Genomic DNA, 15931 nt, shown 5'->3' with positions numbered 1-15931 from the left:
ATGAGGACAAATGGCACGCTGCTGCGCATTCGCGGCAAAGTCCAGGGGGGTGGGGTTTCGCCCCTGGGTCTGGCAACTGGCCCGGCAGCTGGAGCTGAAGGGTGACGTCTGCAACGACGGGGCAGGGGTGGTGGTGCGCCTCACCGGCGAGTCGCAGGCCTTCATCACCCGGCTGGCTGCCGGAGGCCCGCCGCTGGCGCGCATTGACGACATCAGCGAGCAGCCGTGGCACTGGGCACCGCTGCCGGTGGATTTCACCATTCTGCCCAGCGGGCAGGGGCAGATGGCCACCCAGGTGGTGCCGGATGCCGCCACCTGCCCGGCGTGTCTGGCCGAGATGAACGATCCGCGGGAGCGTCGCTACCGTTATCCCTTTATCAACTGCACCCACTGCGGGCCGCGCTTCACCATTATCCGGGCGATGCCTTATGACCGTCCGGCCACCACCATGGCGGAGTTTGCCCTCTGTCCGGCCTGTGAGGCGGAGTACCGCAACCCCGCCGACCGGCGCTTTCACGCCCAGCCGGTGGCCTGCCCGGACTGTGGGCCGCAGCTGAGCTGGGTGTGCGGCGAAGCGCGAGCAGAGAAAGACCACGCCCTGCGGGCTGCGGAGGCGGCGCTCAAGCAGGGCGGGATCGTGGCGATAAAGGGGCTGGGCGGTTTCCATCTGGCCTGCGATGCCGGTAATCAGCAGGCGGTTGCCCGGCTGCGCGAGCGCAAGGGGCGTCCGGCGAAACCGCTGGCGGTGATGATCCCGCAGCGCTTAGCCGATGCACTCCCCGCAGAGGCTCAGGCGCTGCTGCGTTCCACGGCGGCGCCGATTGTGCTGGTGGATAAACGGTTGCTGGCCTGCTGCGAGGCCATCGCGCCGGGGCTGAACGAGGTGGGGGTAATGCTGCCGGCGAACCCGATCCAGCACCTGCTGATGCAGGATCTGGACTGCCCTCTGGTGATGACCTCCGGCAACCTTAACGGCTGCCCGCCGGCGCTGACCAACGACCGGGCCATGCAGGATCTGGACGGGATCGCCGACGGCTGGCTGCTGCATAACCGCGACATCGTACAGCGCATGGACGACTCGGTGCTGCGCGCCAGCGGCGAAATGCTGCGCCGCTCCCGGGGCTTTGTCCCGGATGCGCTGCCGCTGCCGCCCGGTTTTGACCATGTGCCTTCGCTGCTGTGTCTTGGCGCGGATCTGAAAAACACCTTCTGCCTGGTGCGTGGCGGGGAGGCGATCCTCAGCCAGCACCTGGGCGATCTGGGGGACGACGACGCGCTGGCCCAGTGGCAGCAGGCGCTGAACGCGCTGCAGGATCTCTGGCAGTTTAGCCCGGAAGGCGTAGTGACCGATGCCCATCCCGGCTATCGCTCCACCCGGCTTGGGGAGCAGATGCCGTATCCGCATCATCGGGTGCTGCATCACCACGCCCACGCGGCGGCCTGTCTGGCGGAACACGACTGGCCGCGCGACGGCGGGGATGTCATCGCCCTGGTCCTTGACGGTATCGGCCAGGGGGAAAAAGGCGAGTTGTGGGGCGGGGAGTGCCTGCGGGTCAACTACCGCAGCTGTGACCGGCTCGGTGGGTTGCCGGCGGTGGCGCTGCCCGGCGGTGACCTGGCGGCGCGTCAGCCGTGGCGCAACCTGCTGGCGCAGTTCCAGGCCTTTGTGCCCGAGTGGCAGACCTTGCCGGAGGCAAAAATCCTCGCCGATAAACCCTGGCCGCCGCTGGCTCAGGCGATCGCCCGCGGGGTCAATTCGCCGCTGGCCTCGTCTGCCGGACGGCTGTTTGACGCCGTGGCTGCCGCAACGGACTGTGCCCCGGCGCAGCTCAGCTATGAGGGGGAGGCCGCCTGTCGGCTGGAAGCCCTGGCCCTGCGCGGCGGGCCGGTCAGCCATCCGGTCACCTTGCCGGTCATCGACGGCGATCTGGATATGGCCACCTTCTGGCAGCAGTGGCTGGGCTGGCAGGCCCCGGCTGAGGCACGCGCCTGGGCGTTCCACGACGCGCTGGCCCACGGCCTGGCGACGCTGGCGGCGCTGCACGCCAGGATGCGCAACCTCGACACCATCGTCTGCAGCGGCGGGGTGATGCATAACCGGCTCCTGCGGGAACGCCTGCAGTTCTGGCTGGGCGATTTTACCGTGCTGTTTCCCGGGCGACTGCCCGCCGGAGACGGCGCGATTGCATTTGGACAGGCGGTGATTGCTGCCGCGTCTCTTTCTTAAATCGGGATATCAGGATGTTTATCAAATACTTCAATAACCACCCCAAGGCCATGGCGCTGATGCTGGCTCTGATCGCTACCAACATTGTCGCCTGGGGAACCGCGTTTTACCTGTTTCACAACACCCCGTCGCTGATGGCGGCCAGCCTGCTGGCCTGGTGCTACGGCCTGCGTCACGCGGTGGATGCGGATCACATCGCCGCCATTGATAACGTCACCCGCAAGATGATGCAGCAGGGCAAACGTCCGTGCGGCGTGGGGGCCTGGTTCTCGCTGGGCCACTCCTCCATTGTGGTGCTGGCCTCGATTGCCATCGCCGCGACCGCCACCGCCTTCAGCCGCAACATGGAGTGGTTCCACGAGACCGGCGGCACCATCGGCACGGCGGTGTCGGCCTTTTTCCTGCTGGCGATGGCGCTGGTGAACCTGGCGATCCTGCGCGACGTCTGGGGCAGCTTTAACAAAATGAAGCGCGGCGAGAAGGTGCCGGAAGAGGTCTCTTTTGCGCGCGGCGGGGTGATGAACTGGCTGTTCCGCTCGGCGTTCCGCCTGGTGACCCGCAGCTGGCATATGTATCTGGTGGGCTTTCTGTTTGGCCTCGGCTTTGATACCGCCACCGAGATCGGGGTGCTGGGGATCTCCGCCGCCGGGGCCTCCAGCGGCATGTCGGTGTGGGCGATCATGGTCTTCCCGCTGCTGTTCACCAGCGGCATGGCGCTGATCGACACCCTCGACAACCTGATCATGGTGGGCGCTTACGGCTGGGCCTTCAACAAGCCGCAGCGCAAGCTCTACTACAACATGACCATTACCGGTACCTCGGTGGTGGTGGCGCTGTTCATCGGCGGGCTGGAAGCGCTGGGCCTGCTGGCAGATAAGTTTGGCCTGACGGGCGGTCTGTGGAACGGCGTGGCCGCGCTGAATGACAACCTCGGCAACGCCGGGTTTATCGTGGTCGGGCTGTTTATCCTCTGTTGGATCGCCTCTCTGATTAACTACCGCTTCAAAGGCTACGACGCGCTGGTCGTACGCTAACGTCATCGCTGTCCGTTCGTCATGACATTTATGACGAACGGCTGGCTCCCCGCAAAAACTTCCCTTCATTCTTTATCTGTTTCAATGGCTTAAAGATTAATCTCGGGCTGGCACACTTCATGCATACCGCTGAGGACATATTACTAACGGAGTAACTACCGATGAAGAAAGTCGTCACGGTTTGCCCCTATTGCGCATCGGGTTGCAAAATTAACCTGGTGGTCGATAACGGCAAAGTCGTCAAGGCTGAAGCGGCACAGGGTAAGACCAATCAGGGCGATCTCTGCCTGAAAGGCTACTACGGCTGGGATTTTATCAACGATACGCAGATCCTGACCCCGCGCCTGAAATCCCCGATGATCCGTCGCGAGCGCGGCGGCAAGCTGGAGGCCGCCTCCTGGGACGAAGCCCTGGATTACGTTGCCACTAAACTCAGTGCGATCAAAGCGGCACACGGCCCGGATGCGATCATGACCACCGGGTCATCCCGCGGCACCGGGAATGAAACCAACTACATCATGCAAAAATTTGCCCGCGCGGCAGTCGGCACCAACAACGTCGACTGCTGCGCGCGCGTCTGACACGGCCCATCGGTTGCAGGTCTGCACCAGTCGGTCGGTAACGGCGCAATGAGTAACTCCATTGTTGGCATCGAGAATGCCGATATGGTGTTTATTTTCGGCTATAACCCAGCGGATTCGCACCCTATCGTGGCGAACCGGGTGATCAAAGCCAAACGCAAAGGGGCAAAAATTATCGTCTGCGATCCGCGCAAAATCGAAACCGCGCGCATTGCCGATATGCACATCGCTTTGAAAAACGGCTCCAACATCGCGCTGCTTAACGCGATGGGGCACGTGATTATCGAAGAGCAGCTGTACGACCGCGCCTTTGTGGCGGCGCGTACCGAAGGCTTCGAGGAGTATCGCAAAATTGTCGAAGGCTATACGCCGGAGTCCGTTGAAGCGATCACCGGTGTCAGCGCCCAGGAGATCCGTCAGGCGGCACGGATGTATGCCGCAGCGGAAAACGCGGCCATTCTGTGGGGCATGGGAGTGACCCAGTTCTACCAGGGCGTGGAAACCGTGCGTTCCCTGACCAGCCTGGCGCTGCTCACCGGCAACCTCGGCAAGCCGTACGCGGGGGTGAACCCGGTGCGCGGTCAGAACAACGTCCAGGGCGCGTGCGACATGGGTGCACTGCCGGATACCTATCCAGGCTATCAGTACATCAACAATCCGGAAAACCGGGCCAAGTTCGCGAAAGCCTGGGGCGTGGACGCTCTGCCTGCCCATACCGGGTACCGCATCAGCGAGCTGCCGCACCGGGTCGCGCACGGCGAAGTGCGTGCCGCCTACATCATGGGGGAAGATCCACTCCAGACCGACGCCGAGCTGTCTGCGGTGCGTAAGGCCTTTGAGGAGCTGGAGTTGGTCATTGTGCAGGACATCTTTATGACCAAGACCGCCGCCGCCGCCGATGTGATCCTGCCGTCCACCTCCTGGGGTGAGCACGAAGGGGTCTACACCGCCGCCGACCGGGGGTTCCAGCGCTTCTTCAAAGCGGTCGAGCCGAAGTGGGACCTGAAAACCGACTGGCAGATCATCAGCGAGATCGCCACCCGGATGGGCTATCCGATGCACTATGACAACACCCGGCAGATCTGGGATGAACTGCGTCATCTGTGCCCGGATTTCTTCGGTGCCACCTACGAGAAGATGGGCGAGCTGGGCTATATCCAGTGGCCGTGCCGCGACGAGTCAGAGGCCGATCAGGGGACGGATTACCTGTTCGAGAAAGAGTTTTCCACCCCGAACGGGCTGGGGCAGCTCTATACCTGCGACTGGGTTGCGCCGATCGACAAGCTCACCGAGGAGTACCCGCTGGTGCTGTCGACGGTGCGCGAAGTCGGCCACTACTCCTGCCGCTCAATGACCGGTAACTGTGCGGCGCTGGCTGCCCTGGCGGATGAACCGGGCTATGCGCAGATCAATACCGCCGATGCGAAGCGCCTCGGTATTGAGGACGAAGCCCTGGTCTGGGTTACGTCGCGCAAAGGCAAAGTCATTACCCGCGCCCAGGTGAGCGATCGCCCGAATATCGGGGCGGTATACATGACCTACCAGTGGTGGATTGGTGCCTGTAACGAGCTGGTGACGGAGAACCTGAGCCCGATTACCAAAACGCCGGAGTATAAGTATTGCGCCGTGCGCGTGGAGCCGATTGCCGACCAGCAGAGGGCGGAACAGTACGTGATTGATGAATATCACAAGCTGAAAAAGCACCTGAAGGAGATGGCCAAAGGGTAAAGGCCGCCCGGTGGCGCTTTGCTTGCACGGGCCTGGGGTCTTGTAGGCCGGGTAAGCGCAGCGCCACCCGGCATAAAGGCGAGCGTTATCATACTCAGCAGCCCTCAGGGGCTGCTTTTTTTTGCGTGTTACTTAAATTAAAAAACAGAGTCATCTCATTCTTTAATCGGGAATATATTCCTTTGATCGCGAAAGCTGAAAATATAATTGGCAGGAGAGGGCAGCCATTCAGCCATCCGGGTGTTTACATGGGTAAAATAAATAATATAAACATTGCTTAGCTAATTTTTCTATGTCTTAATAGCGCCATCGGTTTGGAAAACAGACCTTACGAAAGCAGTTTTAGTAAAGCAGTCCTCAGTTCAAGTGTTATCCACAGATACCCTTCTTCATGAGTCTCCTCCTAAGTGCCAGGTAAGTAACTCTCGCAATACAGGCCATCATCGCCGCGTTTAAGTGGCTCATCATTAAGGAATTATCTATGTCTAATAAAATGACTGGTTTAGTAAAATGGTTTAACGCAGATAAAGGTTTTGGCTTTATCACCCCTGATGACGGCAGCAAAGATGTCTTCGTACACTTCTCTGCTATTCAGAGCGACAGCTTCAAAACGCTGGAAGAAGGCCAGAAAGTCTCCTTCACCATTGAAAATGGCGCTAAAGGTCCTGCTGCCGGAAACGTCACAGTTCTGTAATCTGCGTTAATTATCAGTAGTTATTACGATAGCGATGAAGGTAATAGCCTGAGCAGTTAATCTCCGCTGATAATAAAATAAACCCGCCTTGAGCGGGTTTTTTATTTTCTTAGTTAGCGGGCGTTTGTGCCTGCTGCTTTTTCATTTTGTACATCTCTTTATCGGCTAACAGGATGCTGGTTTTCAGGTCCTGGCAAAACTTGCTCACGCCGTAGGAAATGGTGCTGGTTATCACGTCGCCATTCACCCCAATCGACCGCCGGGCGATCTCTTCAGCGATTCTTTCCATCACCAGCAGCGCATCGCATTTGTGTTCGGTTTTGATAATCAGCAGAAACTCGTCACCGCCATAACGAATGGCAATATCTTCTCTGCGGATGGTCTGTTTAATCACGTCGGCGACCATTTGTAGCACCCTGTCGCCTACGGCATGACCATGCATGTCGTTAATTATTTTGAACTTATTGCAATCCACCAGGGCAAAAAAAGCGTCTTTCAAGCGTAGTGTGGGTGAGCTCAGCTTCGATTTTCCTGCTGTACAGGCCCGTTAAGTGATCGATTAACGTATGTCGGGCCACGCTCGTCAGATAGCGTGAAGTCAGTTTCACCACCAGCATAAACAATAACAACGTGGCCGGTATCAGCAGCTTAAACATCACGCTGTGATAAACAGAAGCAAAAATGTTGATATGGGTTACCACCTTAAACTGCGATGACAGCCCTGATTCAACGTTAGCCTGGAAAGCGTGGCTTATATCGCAGCCAAAAATGCACAATTTGTTCGGACTGTCCGTCTCATGCAGGGTGATCTTCACCCATTTATTCTGGCGGGCTAAGGTTTTCGCAATACCGTGCAGCTCTGCAAGGTTGTGATCGTAGAGCAGGTAGGCGACCGGCACAGTGCTGCTGTTCAGGTCATAGATAAAACTCACCACGCTGTAGGGCGTTGGTTCGGGTGATCAAATCATGATAGATGGGGGTGGCTACCGTGCCTTTTTGCGTCAGTTTATGGGTCAGCTTGCGCTTATAGTAATCCGGCATGGTGGGAATATAAAAAGGCAGTTCGTTGAACATCTTTGAATCTTCAATAGCAAAGTTGTCCGAATTGATGCGACTGAAAAAGTAGAACATTTTTTGCCGCATGCTAATGATATAGCGAAAACCCTCTTTGGTTGAAAGATCGCTTTTAGCAATATTCTGCCGCACAAACAGTGCCGACGAGACCAGGCATCGCTCAGCTAAATCAGGCTCCTGGTTTAAAAACAGGCTGCCAGAATCGTCGGCGGCGTCATCGGATTTACGCCAGTGCCACTCCTCATTTTCACGCGCCAGCGCCGGGATTTCGCACCTGCCATTTTGCAGGGACGTGGTATATCTGGTGGTAATGGCATCGGCTATATTTTCATTTTCATCAAAAATGTTCAGCAGCTTAGCGCGTACCTCATTGGTCAGCTTAATGGCTTCATTTTTTTGATGGAGAAAAATAAACGACATCATGATAGCCAAAAATATTACGCAGACGGCTGCGGAGATAGCATAGACTTTGCTGGCAATTTTTTTTCTGGAAAAGAGAAACACAACGCTTTACCCCGTAAAAGCTACAATGGAATCGGACTCTTCTTTCATAATGCCTTCCAGCGGCAGCGGCTTCGCTATGTAATACCCCTGTAGATAATCCACGCTAAGCTGCGTTAACAGCGCCTGGTGCGCCTGCGTCTCCACATATTCAGCCACGATAGACATGCCCTTGGCCCGGGCAATATCAATGATTGACTTTACAATCAGCTGATCCACTCTGTTACTGATAATTTCTTTGATGAACATGCCGTCAACTTTAACGATATCGGCATCAAGATTTTTCAGCCTTTCATAGTTAGCATACCCGGTGCCAAAATCATCAATCGCAATTTGAAAGCCATAATGACGTAAACGTTTAATATTATTGAGTACGTTTCTTTCATTCAGGAACAGCTGTTCTTCCGTTACTTCAAATACAATGTTGTCGGGTTTTTTATTCTTGTTCTCAAACATGGAAATAATCCTTTCAGCCGTGTTTTCATCTGCCAGTGTTTCTGGGGTAATATTCAATGAAAAACGGATGTGTTGGCACTTAGCCAGATTTTCATGATAAAAATCGATAAAGGTCTCTAACACTTTGAAGTCGAGCAGCCCGCACAGACCAAACTCGGTAATAGTCGGTATAAATTTATCCGGCGTAACGATATTTCCGTCGAGTTTCATCCTGCAGAGGATCTCATAATATTGTGCGTCACTGTTTCTGTGTTTTATTTTTTGCGCATACAGAACGATGTCGTTGCGGAGCAGGGCCTGCTTAAGCTTTTGCAGCAACGCGATATCCAGCGTCATATGTTGCTCAATGAAATCCTGGTTTTTATCAAGCGCACTAATGTGATCCGCGCCTTTGGTTGTCGCAAGATAATCCAGCTCGGAGACAGACTTGCTTAAATCAACGTTCGCGTTGAATGTCATCCAGGCGAGACCGAACGCGACGTCCACGTCACTCACCCTGGCATAGCCCTTCGCCTGATTAAGTTTCTTCAGCAGCTCCTGCAGGACGCTACGCCCACCTTTTTCTGGCAGCACAATCAGCAGATCGCCATAAGGTACGGAATAGATACTGCCATTTTTTGGCAGGAATTTTTTCAGCAGATAATAGACGGCGACTTTGGCATTAACCCGGAAGGTAAAGCCAAGATGTTTATCCAGGTTATCGGCAGAGAATATTTTTACGTAACAGAGCATCGCCGGATGGGTAAGCTGCTGAAGATCTTTATTCATCAGCAGCAGGTTCGGCAGCATGGTCAGCGGCTCCCGGAAAGCTGCATTTGTTATTTTTACGTTCGCCTGCTTCAGGTTTCTCTTCATGGTGGCGAGATAGGCATTGGCGATAGTAAACACGATAAAAAAGGCGGAGAAAGAGGTTAAAAGCTGACCTTTTTCGACAACTTTTATAAACTGCGGGTTACCGGTGATGAGTATAAAGATGGCACACGGCCAGGTCAGCGAGACGATCGGCGCGCTAAAATTAATCACCCCATACACAAAGGCCAGAAAGACCAGCGGAATGGCATAGCTGGAGATAACCGGATACTGGCTGACGTTGGTATAGGTAAAAATAAGCGCACCAATCACTATCATCCAGACAATCAAGGTGTTTCGGTTGCTGGCTTCCAGTATATTCCTTGTGTAGAACTTGCGTGCATAATGCCATGAGGTCAGGAATCGTAATAAATAATATAAACCGGAGCTGAACACCACCGCGGGCATCATCAGGCTTTGCAAATTCAGGATCAGCAGGCGAATTTCACTGGCTGAAAAGTAATATTGAAAATCGTCGGGAATGAGGGTTAATGCGCCAACAATGTACATTGCCGCCTGGGCAAGAATGGGATAAATAAAACCAAAACACCACAGCCGGACAAAAATCCCGGTGCTTTTGGTGATATCTATTCTGGCATAGCGTCCCAGCCTTTTATGGAGAATAAACTGGGCAATCGCCAGGGGGATCATCAGGCTGAGCGTCACCGCCCAGGTTTGGGTGACGTTGAGATTTAATTGGTGCTGGAAAGATAACCAGGTTGCCAGCGTTAATGCAGGCAATACGCTGGCACCATAAATGCCCACCAGCGCGATAAAAAGGCTGATGGGCAAATACGCTACGTAAATAATGGTATGGTCAATCGCAACGCGTGGAGAAAACTCTCGCAGGAGGGGCAGGAAAATCAATACAGTAATAAATGTGATCACTGTGTGAAGAATTTTACTGCTTTTGTGTAAATTATAATGAGACTTTAAGGATTCAATAAGGGTCATGAAATGCTCGCCACAGAGTAGAGTTATCATGAAGCAATGTGCAGGCATCCTTTCCGGCTTGATAACATGTATAAAATTTGCATGTTAAATCTTAACGCAAATTTATTAGTGTGAACATGATCACACGCAATTTTTCGCTTTTAGCGATCAAATAAGGAAGTAGCCAATAAAACAATATCGGCTACGCGTTCAAAACTGCCCAAGCCCCTTTATCGGCCGCTTAAAGCAAGTTTTGCCGCAAAGCATAAAAAGAGCCCGCCGGTTGCCCGATCCATCGCCATGATAACGCGCCTCTTTTTCAGGATCCCGGTTGCCAGCTGTGTGGACAGGATCAGCGTCACCGACCACAGGGTGCCAATCAGCACATGAATGCTGACCAGAATAAATGTCCAGATGAAAGGCGAGTGCCCGGCAGGGATAAACTGCGGTAAAAACGAGACGTAAAAAATGCCCATCTTTGGATTGAGCACATTTCCCAACATCCCTTTTACAAACCAGTTCCCGCCTGAAGAGGGATTGCCCTCGTCCTGACTGAACGACGACCGGGGGCGCAGCAGCAGCTGTAAGCCTAACCAGCAAAGATAAGCCGCGCCGCAGAATTTCAGCAGGGTATACGCCAGCCCGGAGTACGCCAGCAGCGCCCCAAGGCCAAGGGCGACAAGCGCTCCCCAGATATAACAGCCGGTATCAATGCCGAGCGCCGCATGAAACGCCTTCTTTCCCCCTTCGGCACAGGCCGTTCGCAGGATAAGTGCGGTATCAAGACCGGGGGTGAGCGTAAGCAATAAGGCGGCGAAGGAGAAAGCGAGAAGTGAATCGGTGACAGACATTTTCTTTATCCGAAAGGACGGATGTTAGCCACTTATTTACATTCGATCAACATCTCGCCTCGACAGGTTAAGAAAAAAAATCTCAGCAATTTCAGCTGCAGTAGTTAGTCGATTAATGAAATTTGCTCATTTTTCTATTCTGATAATGGCTATTAACAAGCCCCTTTATTCTGTTAAAAATATTTGAAAATGGCTTCAGCAGGATGGTTCGTCATGCTTATTAATTCTACATCGAAGCGGCTATTACCCGGACGTTCAGGATGGCTAGTGCTGGCAGTGATATCAGCCTTCCCGGCGACGGCGAGTGCCCGTAATACCCAGGAAACTCCTATGAAGTTACAGATAATACTTCAGGATAAGACGCTTTACGCCACCCTGAACGACAGCCAGGCAAGCCGCGAATTTGCGGCGCTCCTCCCCCCTTACGCTACAGCTAAAGGATTATGCCGGTGAGGAGAAAATCAGTGACTTGCCTTCACGGCTTCCCACGGCGAGCTCACCCGCAGGCACGGCGGTGAAAAAGGGCGATATAACGATATATGCACCCTGGGGAAATCTGGCCATTTTCTATAAATCCCATGGCTATGAGAGAGGGCTGATTAAGCTGGGGCAGTTGGATGAGCCGGATGCTTTGCCTGTACATCCCGATTCTTATTCAGCCAGATTTGAGCTGCTGACCGACAAATAGTCTCCCCGGTACCGGATCCACCGTTTCATTCATAACAGGAGAGTACGATGATCCGTTTCACCCCTGTAGCTGTATCACTGTTGTTATTCGCGGGTATGTCCGCACACGGCGAAACCGCCACTTCAGCTCAAATGAGACTCTCAGAAACAGGCAGCCGCACAACGATTGCCGGACCTGCTGAGCACTTTACCGGGCGTGCTTATATTGACCCCCTTTTCTCCGCTGTCGCACCGCAAAGGACGGGTGGAGCCTATGTCACCTTCGCACCCGGGGCGCGTTCCGACTGGCATACTCATCCCCTTGGGCAAACACTGGTTGTCACCTCGGGCACGGGCTGGGTTCAGCAGTGGGGTAGGGAGCGAAAAACAATTCACGCGGGCGATGTCGTTCAGTGCCCGCCAGGGGTGAAACACTGGCACGGCGCAACGGATAAAAACACGATGGTGCATCTCGCCATCCAGGAATCGAATGATAAAGGTGAAAACGTAAACTGGCTTGAAAAAGTCACGGATGAACAGTATCTGCAGGCAGGAGAACATGAATGATTAGCAGGACATGCCTAGTCACGGTTTCTCTGTTGTTGATGAGCGGATGTGTCTCCCAGACCACGCAAAACAGGAGTTCGAAAATGATAGCAGACGATGCGCAGGGCGCAGTGGCGGACGTCGCACCCGCAATGGCGGCCTATTCTGAACGCTTTATTGAAAAGGATCTCTGGAGCCGCCCGGAACTGTCGCGTCGCGACCGTAGTCTGGTGACGGTTGCCGCGCTGATTAGCCGTAATGATACCGTTGAACTTCCCAACTATCTGAACGTGGCGCTGGACAGTGGTATCACGCCAACGGAAATCTCAGAGACCATTACCCATCTGGCGTTTTACGCCGGTTGGCCAAATGCCACCTCTGCGGCTCTGGTCGCGCGTCACGTATTTGCCGGGCGTCATGTTGATATGGCCTCATTGCCAGGCGAAAAAGTGGATTTACTGCCGCTGGATAAAGAGAAAGAGAACCAGCGCGCCACCCTGGTTGAGTCAAAATTTGGTATGGTCGCGCCGGGCGTGGTGAAGTACACCACAGAGGCGCTCTTTCAGGACCTGTGGCTGAGGCCTGGCCTGGCGCCCCGTGACAGAAGCCTGGTGACCGTCACCGCTCTGGTGACCGCCGGGCAGGTGGCTCAGATCCCTTACCATCTCAATCGCGCGATGGATAACGGTTTGACCCAAACGCAGGCCTCAGAGGTGCTGACCCAGCTCGCGTTTGTTGCCGGCTGGCCCAATATCTTCTCGGCACTGCCGGTGTTTAAAGAGGTATTTGCGGGCAGAAACCCAGCCTGAGCAGGGAGCAGTGCAAATCCATCAGGCCCCCAATACGGGGCCTTTTTGTCAGGGATGCTTGTAATGGCGTAGCGCGTCGATAACCAGCTGGAATGCTTTCGAAAGATTGCGATTTTCCGGGTAGTAGATGTAATAACCCTCCCAGTAAGGACACCAGTCTTCGAGCACGCTAATCAACTCCCCGCGGGCGATGTGCTTTTCGGCGATATCCCGTGGAACATGCGCCAGTCCGTACCCTTCCACTGCGGCCTGGAGATTCTGATAAATACGGCTGAACACCAGCTGGCCGCTGACTTTCACATTCAGGCATTTTTCCTCTTTCTCGAACTCCCAGACGTACAGGTTGCCATGGGTGGGAAAGCGCAGATTGATGCAGTTGTGAGCGATAAGATCGTGAGGATGCTGCGGGTAAGGGTGACGGGAAAAATAGTCCGGAGAGCCGACAACGGCAAAGCGCACGTCCGGGCCAATACGCACCGAAATCATGCCGTTGGAAATTTGCTCTCCCAGGCGGGTTCCTGCATCGAACCGGCCAGAAACGATATCCGTCAGGGCATAGTCATCAATCAGCTCGAGGTTTATATCCGGGTAGTCCTTGAGCAGCGGTTCAAGTTTCGGCCAGATGACAGAGCTGATGGCGTAATCCGACGTGGATATACGCACGGTTCCGGCGGCTTTGCTGTTGAGATCCTTCAGCGACTGTAACCGCCCCTGGATGCCATCGATGTAGGGGCCCAGATCGTCCAGCATGGATTGCCCTATATCGGTTAACGCTATACTGCGGGTGGTGCGCGTCATGAGTTTCATCCCCAGACGGGATTCCAGAGTGCGCATGCAGTGGCTGAGAGCGGATTGTGAAATGCCTAACTGGGCCGCCGCTTTGGTAAAACTCTTTTCACGTGCGACGACGATAAACGCCATCAAATCATTCAGGTTTTCCCGCGCCACGCTCTGCCCCTTACTGCCGAAAAAATGAAACCTCAGTGTACGCAACGTCAGTCAGAAGTGATTAATGAATTATTTGCATAATTCATATCAGGTTCCACCTGCTAATCACCCTTGTCTTTTCATTTTAGAATGGACGTTTGACAGGGCAGAGAGGTTCAATCGTGGAATATGCAGAATTAAGCAACAGCCTGAAAATGCCGATGGCCGGTTTTGGTGTATTTCAGGTGACCGACAAAGAAGAGTGTAAACAGTCCGTGTTGAGTGCGATTCGGGCAGGCTATCGTCTGATCGATACCGCTGCGGTCTACGGTAATGAAGATGCCGTTGGCGACGCCGTTCGGGAAGCCATTGCCGGGGGGCTGTGCACCCGCGACGAACTGTTCATCACCTCAAAACTGTGGGTGCAGGACATGGCCAGCTACGAAACGGCCAAAGCCGGTATCGACGCCTCGTTAGAAAAATCGGGGCTGGAATATTTTGATCTCTACTTGCTGCATCAGGCCATGCGGGACTATTTCAGCGCGTGGCGGGCGATGGAAGAGGCTTATGAAGCCGGTAAACTGAAAGCGATTGGCGTGTCCAATTTTTATCCCCATGTGTTAGCCAACTTCTGTGAAACCGTTCGGATCAGGCCGATGGCCAACCAGGTTGAACTGCATCCTTACTTTGCCCAACCTGCCGCACTGGAAACCATGCGCTATTACAACGTTCAGCCTGAAGCCTGGGCACCGTTAGGCGGTGGACGCCACAGGCCTTATGACAATGCGATGCTGCAGGGCATTGCCGACGCCCATAACAAAACCGTTGCTCAGGTAGTCCTGCGCTGGAACGTCCAGCGTGGCGTGACCGTCATTCCAAAATCCACCCATCAGCAACGCATTGAAGAGAACTTTGCCATCTGGGATTTCTCACTGACGGAGAGCGAAATGGCGCAGATCGGCTCCCTCGATTTGGGTTACGTCGGGGAGTCCGTGAAGCACTTTAACCCTGAGTTTGTGCGCGGTTGCCTGGGCGTCAGGATCCACGACTGAGCCGTTGCGCCACTATTTCACCCCTTTTCGGGGTGAAATCATCAGAAATTCCAGTCCTCGTCCTCGGTCTCGACCGCTTTACCCATCACGTACGATGACCCCGACCCGGAGAAGAAGTCGTGGTTTTCGTCGGCGTTTGGCGAAAGCGCGGCGAGGATCGCCGGGTTGACCTCCGCCATCTCCGGCGGGAACAGCGCCTCGTAGCCGAGGTTCATCAGCGCCTTGTTGGCGTTGTAGCAAAGGAAGGCCTTCACATCCTCCTCCCAGCCGGTTCCGGCGTACAGCTCCTCGGTATAGGCCAGCTCGTTGTCATACAGATCCATCAGCAGATCCAGCGCAAAGCCTTGCAACGCCTCGCGCTCCGCCTCGCTCACTTTCTCCAGCCCTTTCTGGTATTTATAGCCAATGTAGTACCCGTGTACCGCCTCATCGCGGATGATCAGCCGGATCAGATCCGCGGTGTTGGTCAGCTTGCCCCGGCTCGACCAGTACATCGGCAGCCAGAAGCCGGAGTAGAACAGGAACGACTCCAGGAACACGCTGGCGATCTTCTTCTTCAGCGGCTCGTCGGCGCGATAATGTTCCAGCACCCGCTGGGCTTTGCGCTGCAGGGCGTCGCTCTCTTCGCTCCAGCGGTAGGCGGCATCCACGTCCCGGGTCTGACAGAGGGTGGAGAAGATTGAGCTGTAGGAGCGGGCATGCACCGCCTCCATAAAGCTGATGTTCGACATCACCGCCTCCTCGTGCGGGGTCAGCGCATCGGCGATCAGCGCCGGAGCGCCCACCGTGTTCTGCACCGTGTCGAGCAGGGTCAGGCCGGTAAAGACGCGAATGGTGAGCTGCTGTTCGGCGTGGCTCAGGGTGGCCCAGGCCTGGACGTCATTCGACAGCGGCACCTTTTCCGGCAGCCAGAAGTTGCTGGTCAGGCGGTTCCACACCTCCAGATCCTTATCATCTTCAATCTTGTTCCAGTTAACGGCGTGAACCCGTGACAGTTTCATCC

At 54.8% G+C, this 15931-nt stretch carries 15 protein-coding genes and 1 pseudogene; 9 read left to right on the top strand and 7 right to left on the bottom strand.

Going from position 1 to position 15931, the window contains the following annotated elements:
- From hypF to cspA, 4 genes and pseudogenes are all read left to right on the top strand, one after another.
- Positions 1–2227, top strand: a pseudogene (hypF, locus tag AAHB66_RS18120) (carbamoyltransferase HypF).
- 14 nt (positions 2228–2241) lie between these two features.
- The gene (locus tag AAHB66_RS18115; protein WP_347113931.1) at positions 2242–3261 is read left to right on the top strand and encodes a HoxN/HupN/NixA family nickel/cobalt transporter; all 1020 of its coding nucleotides are present in this window, start codon (positions 2242–2244) and stop codon (positions 3259–3261) included.
- Positions 3262–3422: 161 nt separating this feature from the next.
- Positions 3423–5570, top strand: a complete 2148-nt coding sequence (gene fdhF / locus AAHB66_RS18110; protein ID WP_347113930.1) for a formate dehydrogenase subunit alpha — start codon at positions 3423–3425, stop codon at positions 5568–5570.
- A gap of 481 nt (positions 5571–6051) precedes the next feature.
- The gene (cspA, locus tag AAHB66_RS18105) at positions 6052–6264 is read left to right on the top strand and encodes an RNA chaperone/antiterminator CspA (RefSeq protein ID WP_106994905.1); all 213 of its coding nucleotides are present in this window, start codon (positions 6052–6054) and stop codon (positions 6262–6264) included.
- Between the two features lie 109 nt (positions 6265–6373).
- Here the strand turns inward: cspA and AAHB66_RS18100 are convergent, their stop codons facing one another.
- From AAHB66_RS18100 to AAHB66_RS18080, 5 genes are all read right to left on the bottom strand, one after another.
- The gene (locus AAHB66_RS18100) at positions 6374–6706 is read right to left on the bottom strand and encodes a GGDEF domain-containing protein (RefSeq protein ID WP_347113928.1); all 333 of its coding nucleotides are present in this window, start codon (positions 6704–6706) and stop codon (positions 6374–6376) included.
- A 19-nt stretch (positions 6707–6725) separates the two neighbouring features.
- A complete protein-coding gene (locus tag AAHB66_RS18095; RefSeq protein ID WP_347113927.1) occupies positions 6726–7199 on the bottom strand; it encodes a hypothetical protein in 474 nt (157 codons plus the stop codon).
- Positions 7180–7842 (bottom strand): hypothetical protein, encoded by a 663-nt coding sequence (locus tag AAHB66_RS18090; protein WP_347113926.1) that lies wholly within the window; start codon positions 7840–7842, stop codon positions 7180–7182. The genes AAHB66_RS18095 and AAHB66_RS18090 overlap by 20 nt, the downstream gene beginning before the upstream one ends.
- Before the next feature lie 6 nt (positions 7843–7848).
- Positions 7849–10098 carry an EAL domain-containing protein gene (locus AAHB66_RS18085; protein ID WP_347113925.1) on the bottom strand — a complete coding sequence of 750 codons (2250 nt, stop codon included), beginning with the start codon at positions 10096–10098 and terminating at the stop codon, positions 7849–7851.
- 209 nt (positions 10099–10307) lie between these two features.
- On the bottom strand, positions 10308–10928 hold the full coding sequence (locus AAHB66_RS18080; protein WP_347113924.1) for a LysE family translocator: 621 nt from the start codon (positions 10926–10928) through the stop codon (positions 10308–10310).
- Between the two features lie 330 nt (positions 10929–11258).
- On the opposite strand from AAHB66_RS18080, the gene AAHB66_RS18075 reads away from it, so the two are divergent.
- From AAHB66_RS18075 to AAHB66_RS18060, 4 genes are read left to right on the top strand one after another with little or no spacing between them, the layout of a single operon-like run.
- Complete coding sequence (locus tag AAHB66_RS18075; RefSeq protein WP_347116564.1) at positions 11259–11381, top strand: hypothetical protein; 123 nt, start codon at positions 11259–11261, stop codon at positions 11379–11381.
- A complete protein-coding gene (locus AAHB66_RS18070) occupies positions 11332–11616 on the top strand; it encodes a cyclophilin-like fold protein (protein WP_347113923.1) in 285 nt (94 codons plus the stop codon). The genes AAHB66_RS18075 and AAHB66_RS18070 overlap by 50 nt, the downstream gene beginning before the upstream one ends.
- A gap of 47 nt (positions 11617–11663) precedes the next feature.
- Positions 11664–12161, top strand: coding sequence for a cupin domain-containing protein (locus tag AAHB66_RS18065; RefSeq protein WP_347113922.1), 498 nt, complete (start codon positions 11664–11666; stop codon positions 12159–12161).
- Entirely contained in the window at positions 12158–12949 is a 792-nt protein-coding gene (locus AAHB66_RS18060) for a carboxymuconolactone decarboxylase family protein (RefSeq protein WP_347113920.1), read from the top strand. Before AAHB66_RS18065 ends, AAHB66_RS18060 begins: the two co-directional genes overlap by 4 nt.
- A gap of 48 nt (positions 12950–12997) precedes the next feature.
- On the opposite strand, the gene AAHB66_RS18055 is transcribed toward AAHB66_RS18060, so the two are convergent.
- Entirely contained in the window at positions 12998–13897 is a 900-nt protein-coding gene (locus AAHB66_RS18055) for a LysR family transcriptional regulator (protein WP_347113918.1), read from the bottom strand.
- 161 nt (positions 13898–14058) lie between these two features.
- Between AAHB66_RS18055 and AAHB66_RS18050 the strand changes: the two genes are divergently transcribed.
- Positions 14059–14928, top strand: a complete 870-nt coding sequence (locus AAHB66_RS18050; RefSeq protein ID WP_347113916.1) for an aldo/keto reductase — start codon at positions 14059–14061, stop codon at positions 14926–14928.
- 41 nt (positions 14929–14969) lie between these two features.
- Here the strand turns inward: AAHB66_RS18050 and nrdF are convergent, their stop codons facing one another.
- The gene (gene nrdF, locus AAHB66_RS18045; protein WP_347113915.1) at positions 14970–15929 is read right to left on the bottom strand and encodes a class 1b ribonucleoside-diphosphate reductase subunit beta; all 960 of its coding nucleotides are present in this window, start codon (positions 15927–15929) and stop codon (positions 14970–14972) included.
- Positions 15930–15931: the final 2 nt, after the last annotated feature.

It is taken from the genome of Leclercia sp. S52, from assembly GCF_039727615.1.
GTDB classification, from domain to species: Bacteria; Pseudomonadota; Gammaproteobacteria; order Enterobacterales; family Enterobacteriaceae; genus Enterobacter; species Enterobacter adecarboxylatus_B.
The sequence above is the reverse complement of the archived record's forward strand: the minus strand, read 5'-3'. Positions and strand labels throughout refer to the sequence as shown.

Bases quoted from the DNA above. Each gene is read 5' to 3' on its own strand.
- nrdF (WP_347113915.1), bottom strand. From the start codon at position 15,929: ATGAAACTGTCACGGGTTCACGCCGTTAACTGGAACAAGATTGAAGAT.
- AAHB66_RS18085 (WP_347113925.1), bottom strand. From the start codon at position 10,098: ATGACCCTTATTGAATCCTTAAAGTCTCATTATAATTTACACAAAAGC.
- AAHB66_RS18075 (WP_347116564.1), top strand. From the start codon at position 11,259: ATGAAGTTACAGATAATACTTCAGGATAAGACGCTTTACGCCACCCTG.
- AAHB66_RS18100 (WP_347113928.1), bottom strand. From the start codon at position 6,706: ATGCATGGTCATGCCGTAGGCGACAGGGTGCTACAAATGGTCGCCGAC.
- AAHB66_RS18060 (WP_347113920.1), top strand. From the start codon at position 12,158: ATGATTAGCAGGACATGCCTAGTCACGGTTTCTCTGTTGTTGATGAGC.
- cspA (WP_106994905.1), top strand. From the start codon at position 6,052: ATGTCTAATAAAATGACTGGTTTAGTAAAATGGTTTAACGCAGATAAA.
- AAHB66_RS18080 (WP_347113924.1), bottom strand. From the start codon at position 10,928: ATGTCTGTCACCGATTCACTTCTCGCTTTCTCCTTCGCCGCCTTATTG.
- AAHB66_RS18065 (WP_347113922.1), top strand. From the start codon at position 11,664: ATGATCCGTTTCACCCCTGTAGCTGTATCACTGTTGTTATTCGCGGGT.
- AAHB66_RS18115 (WP_347113931.1), top strand. From the start codon at position 2,242: ATGTTTATCAAATACTTCAATAACCACCCCAAGGCCATGGCGCTGATG.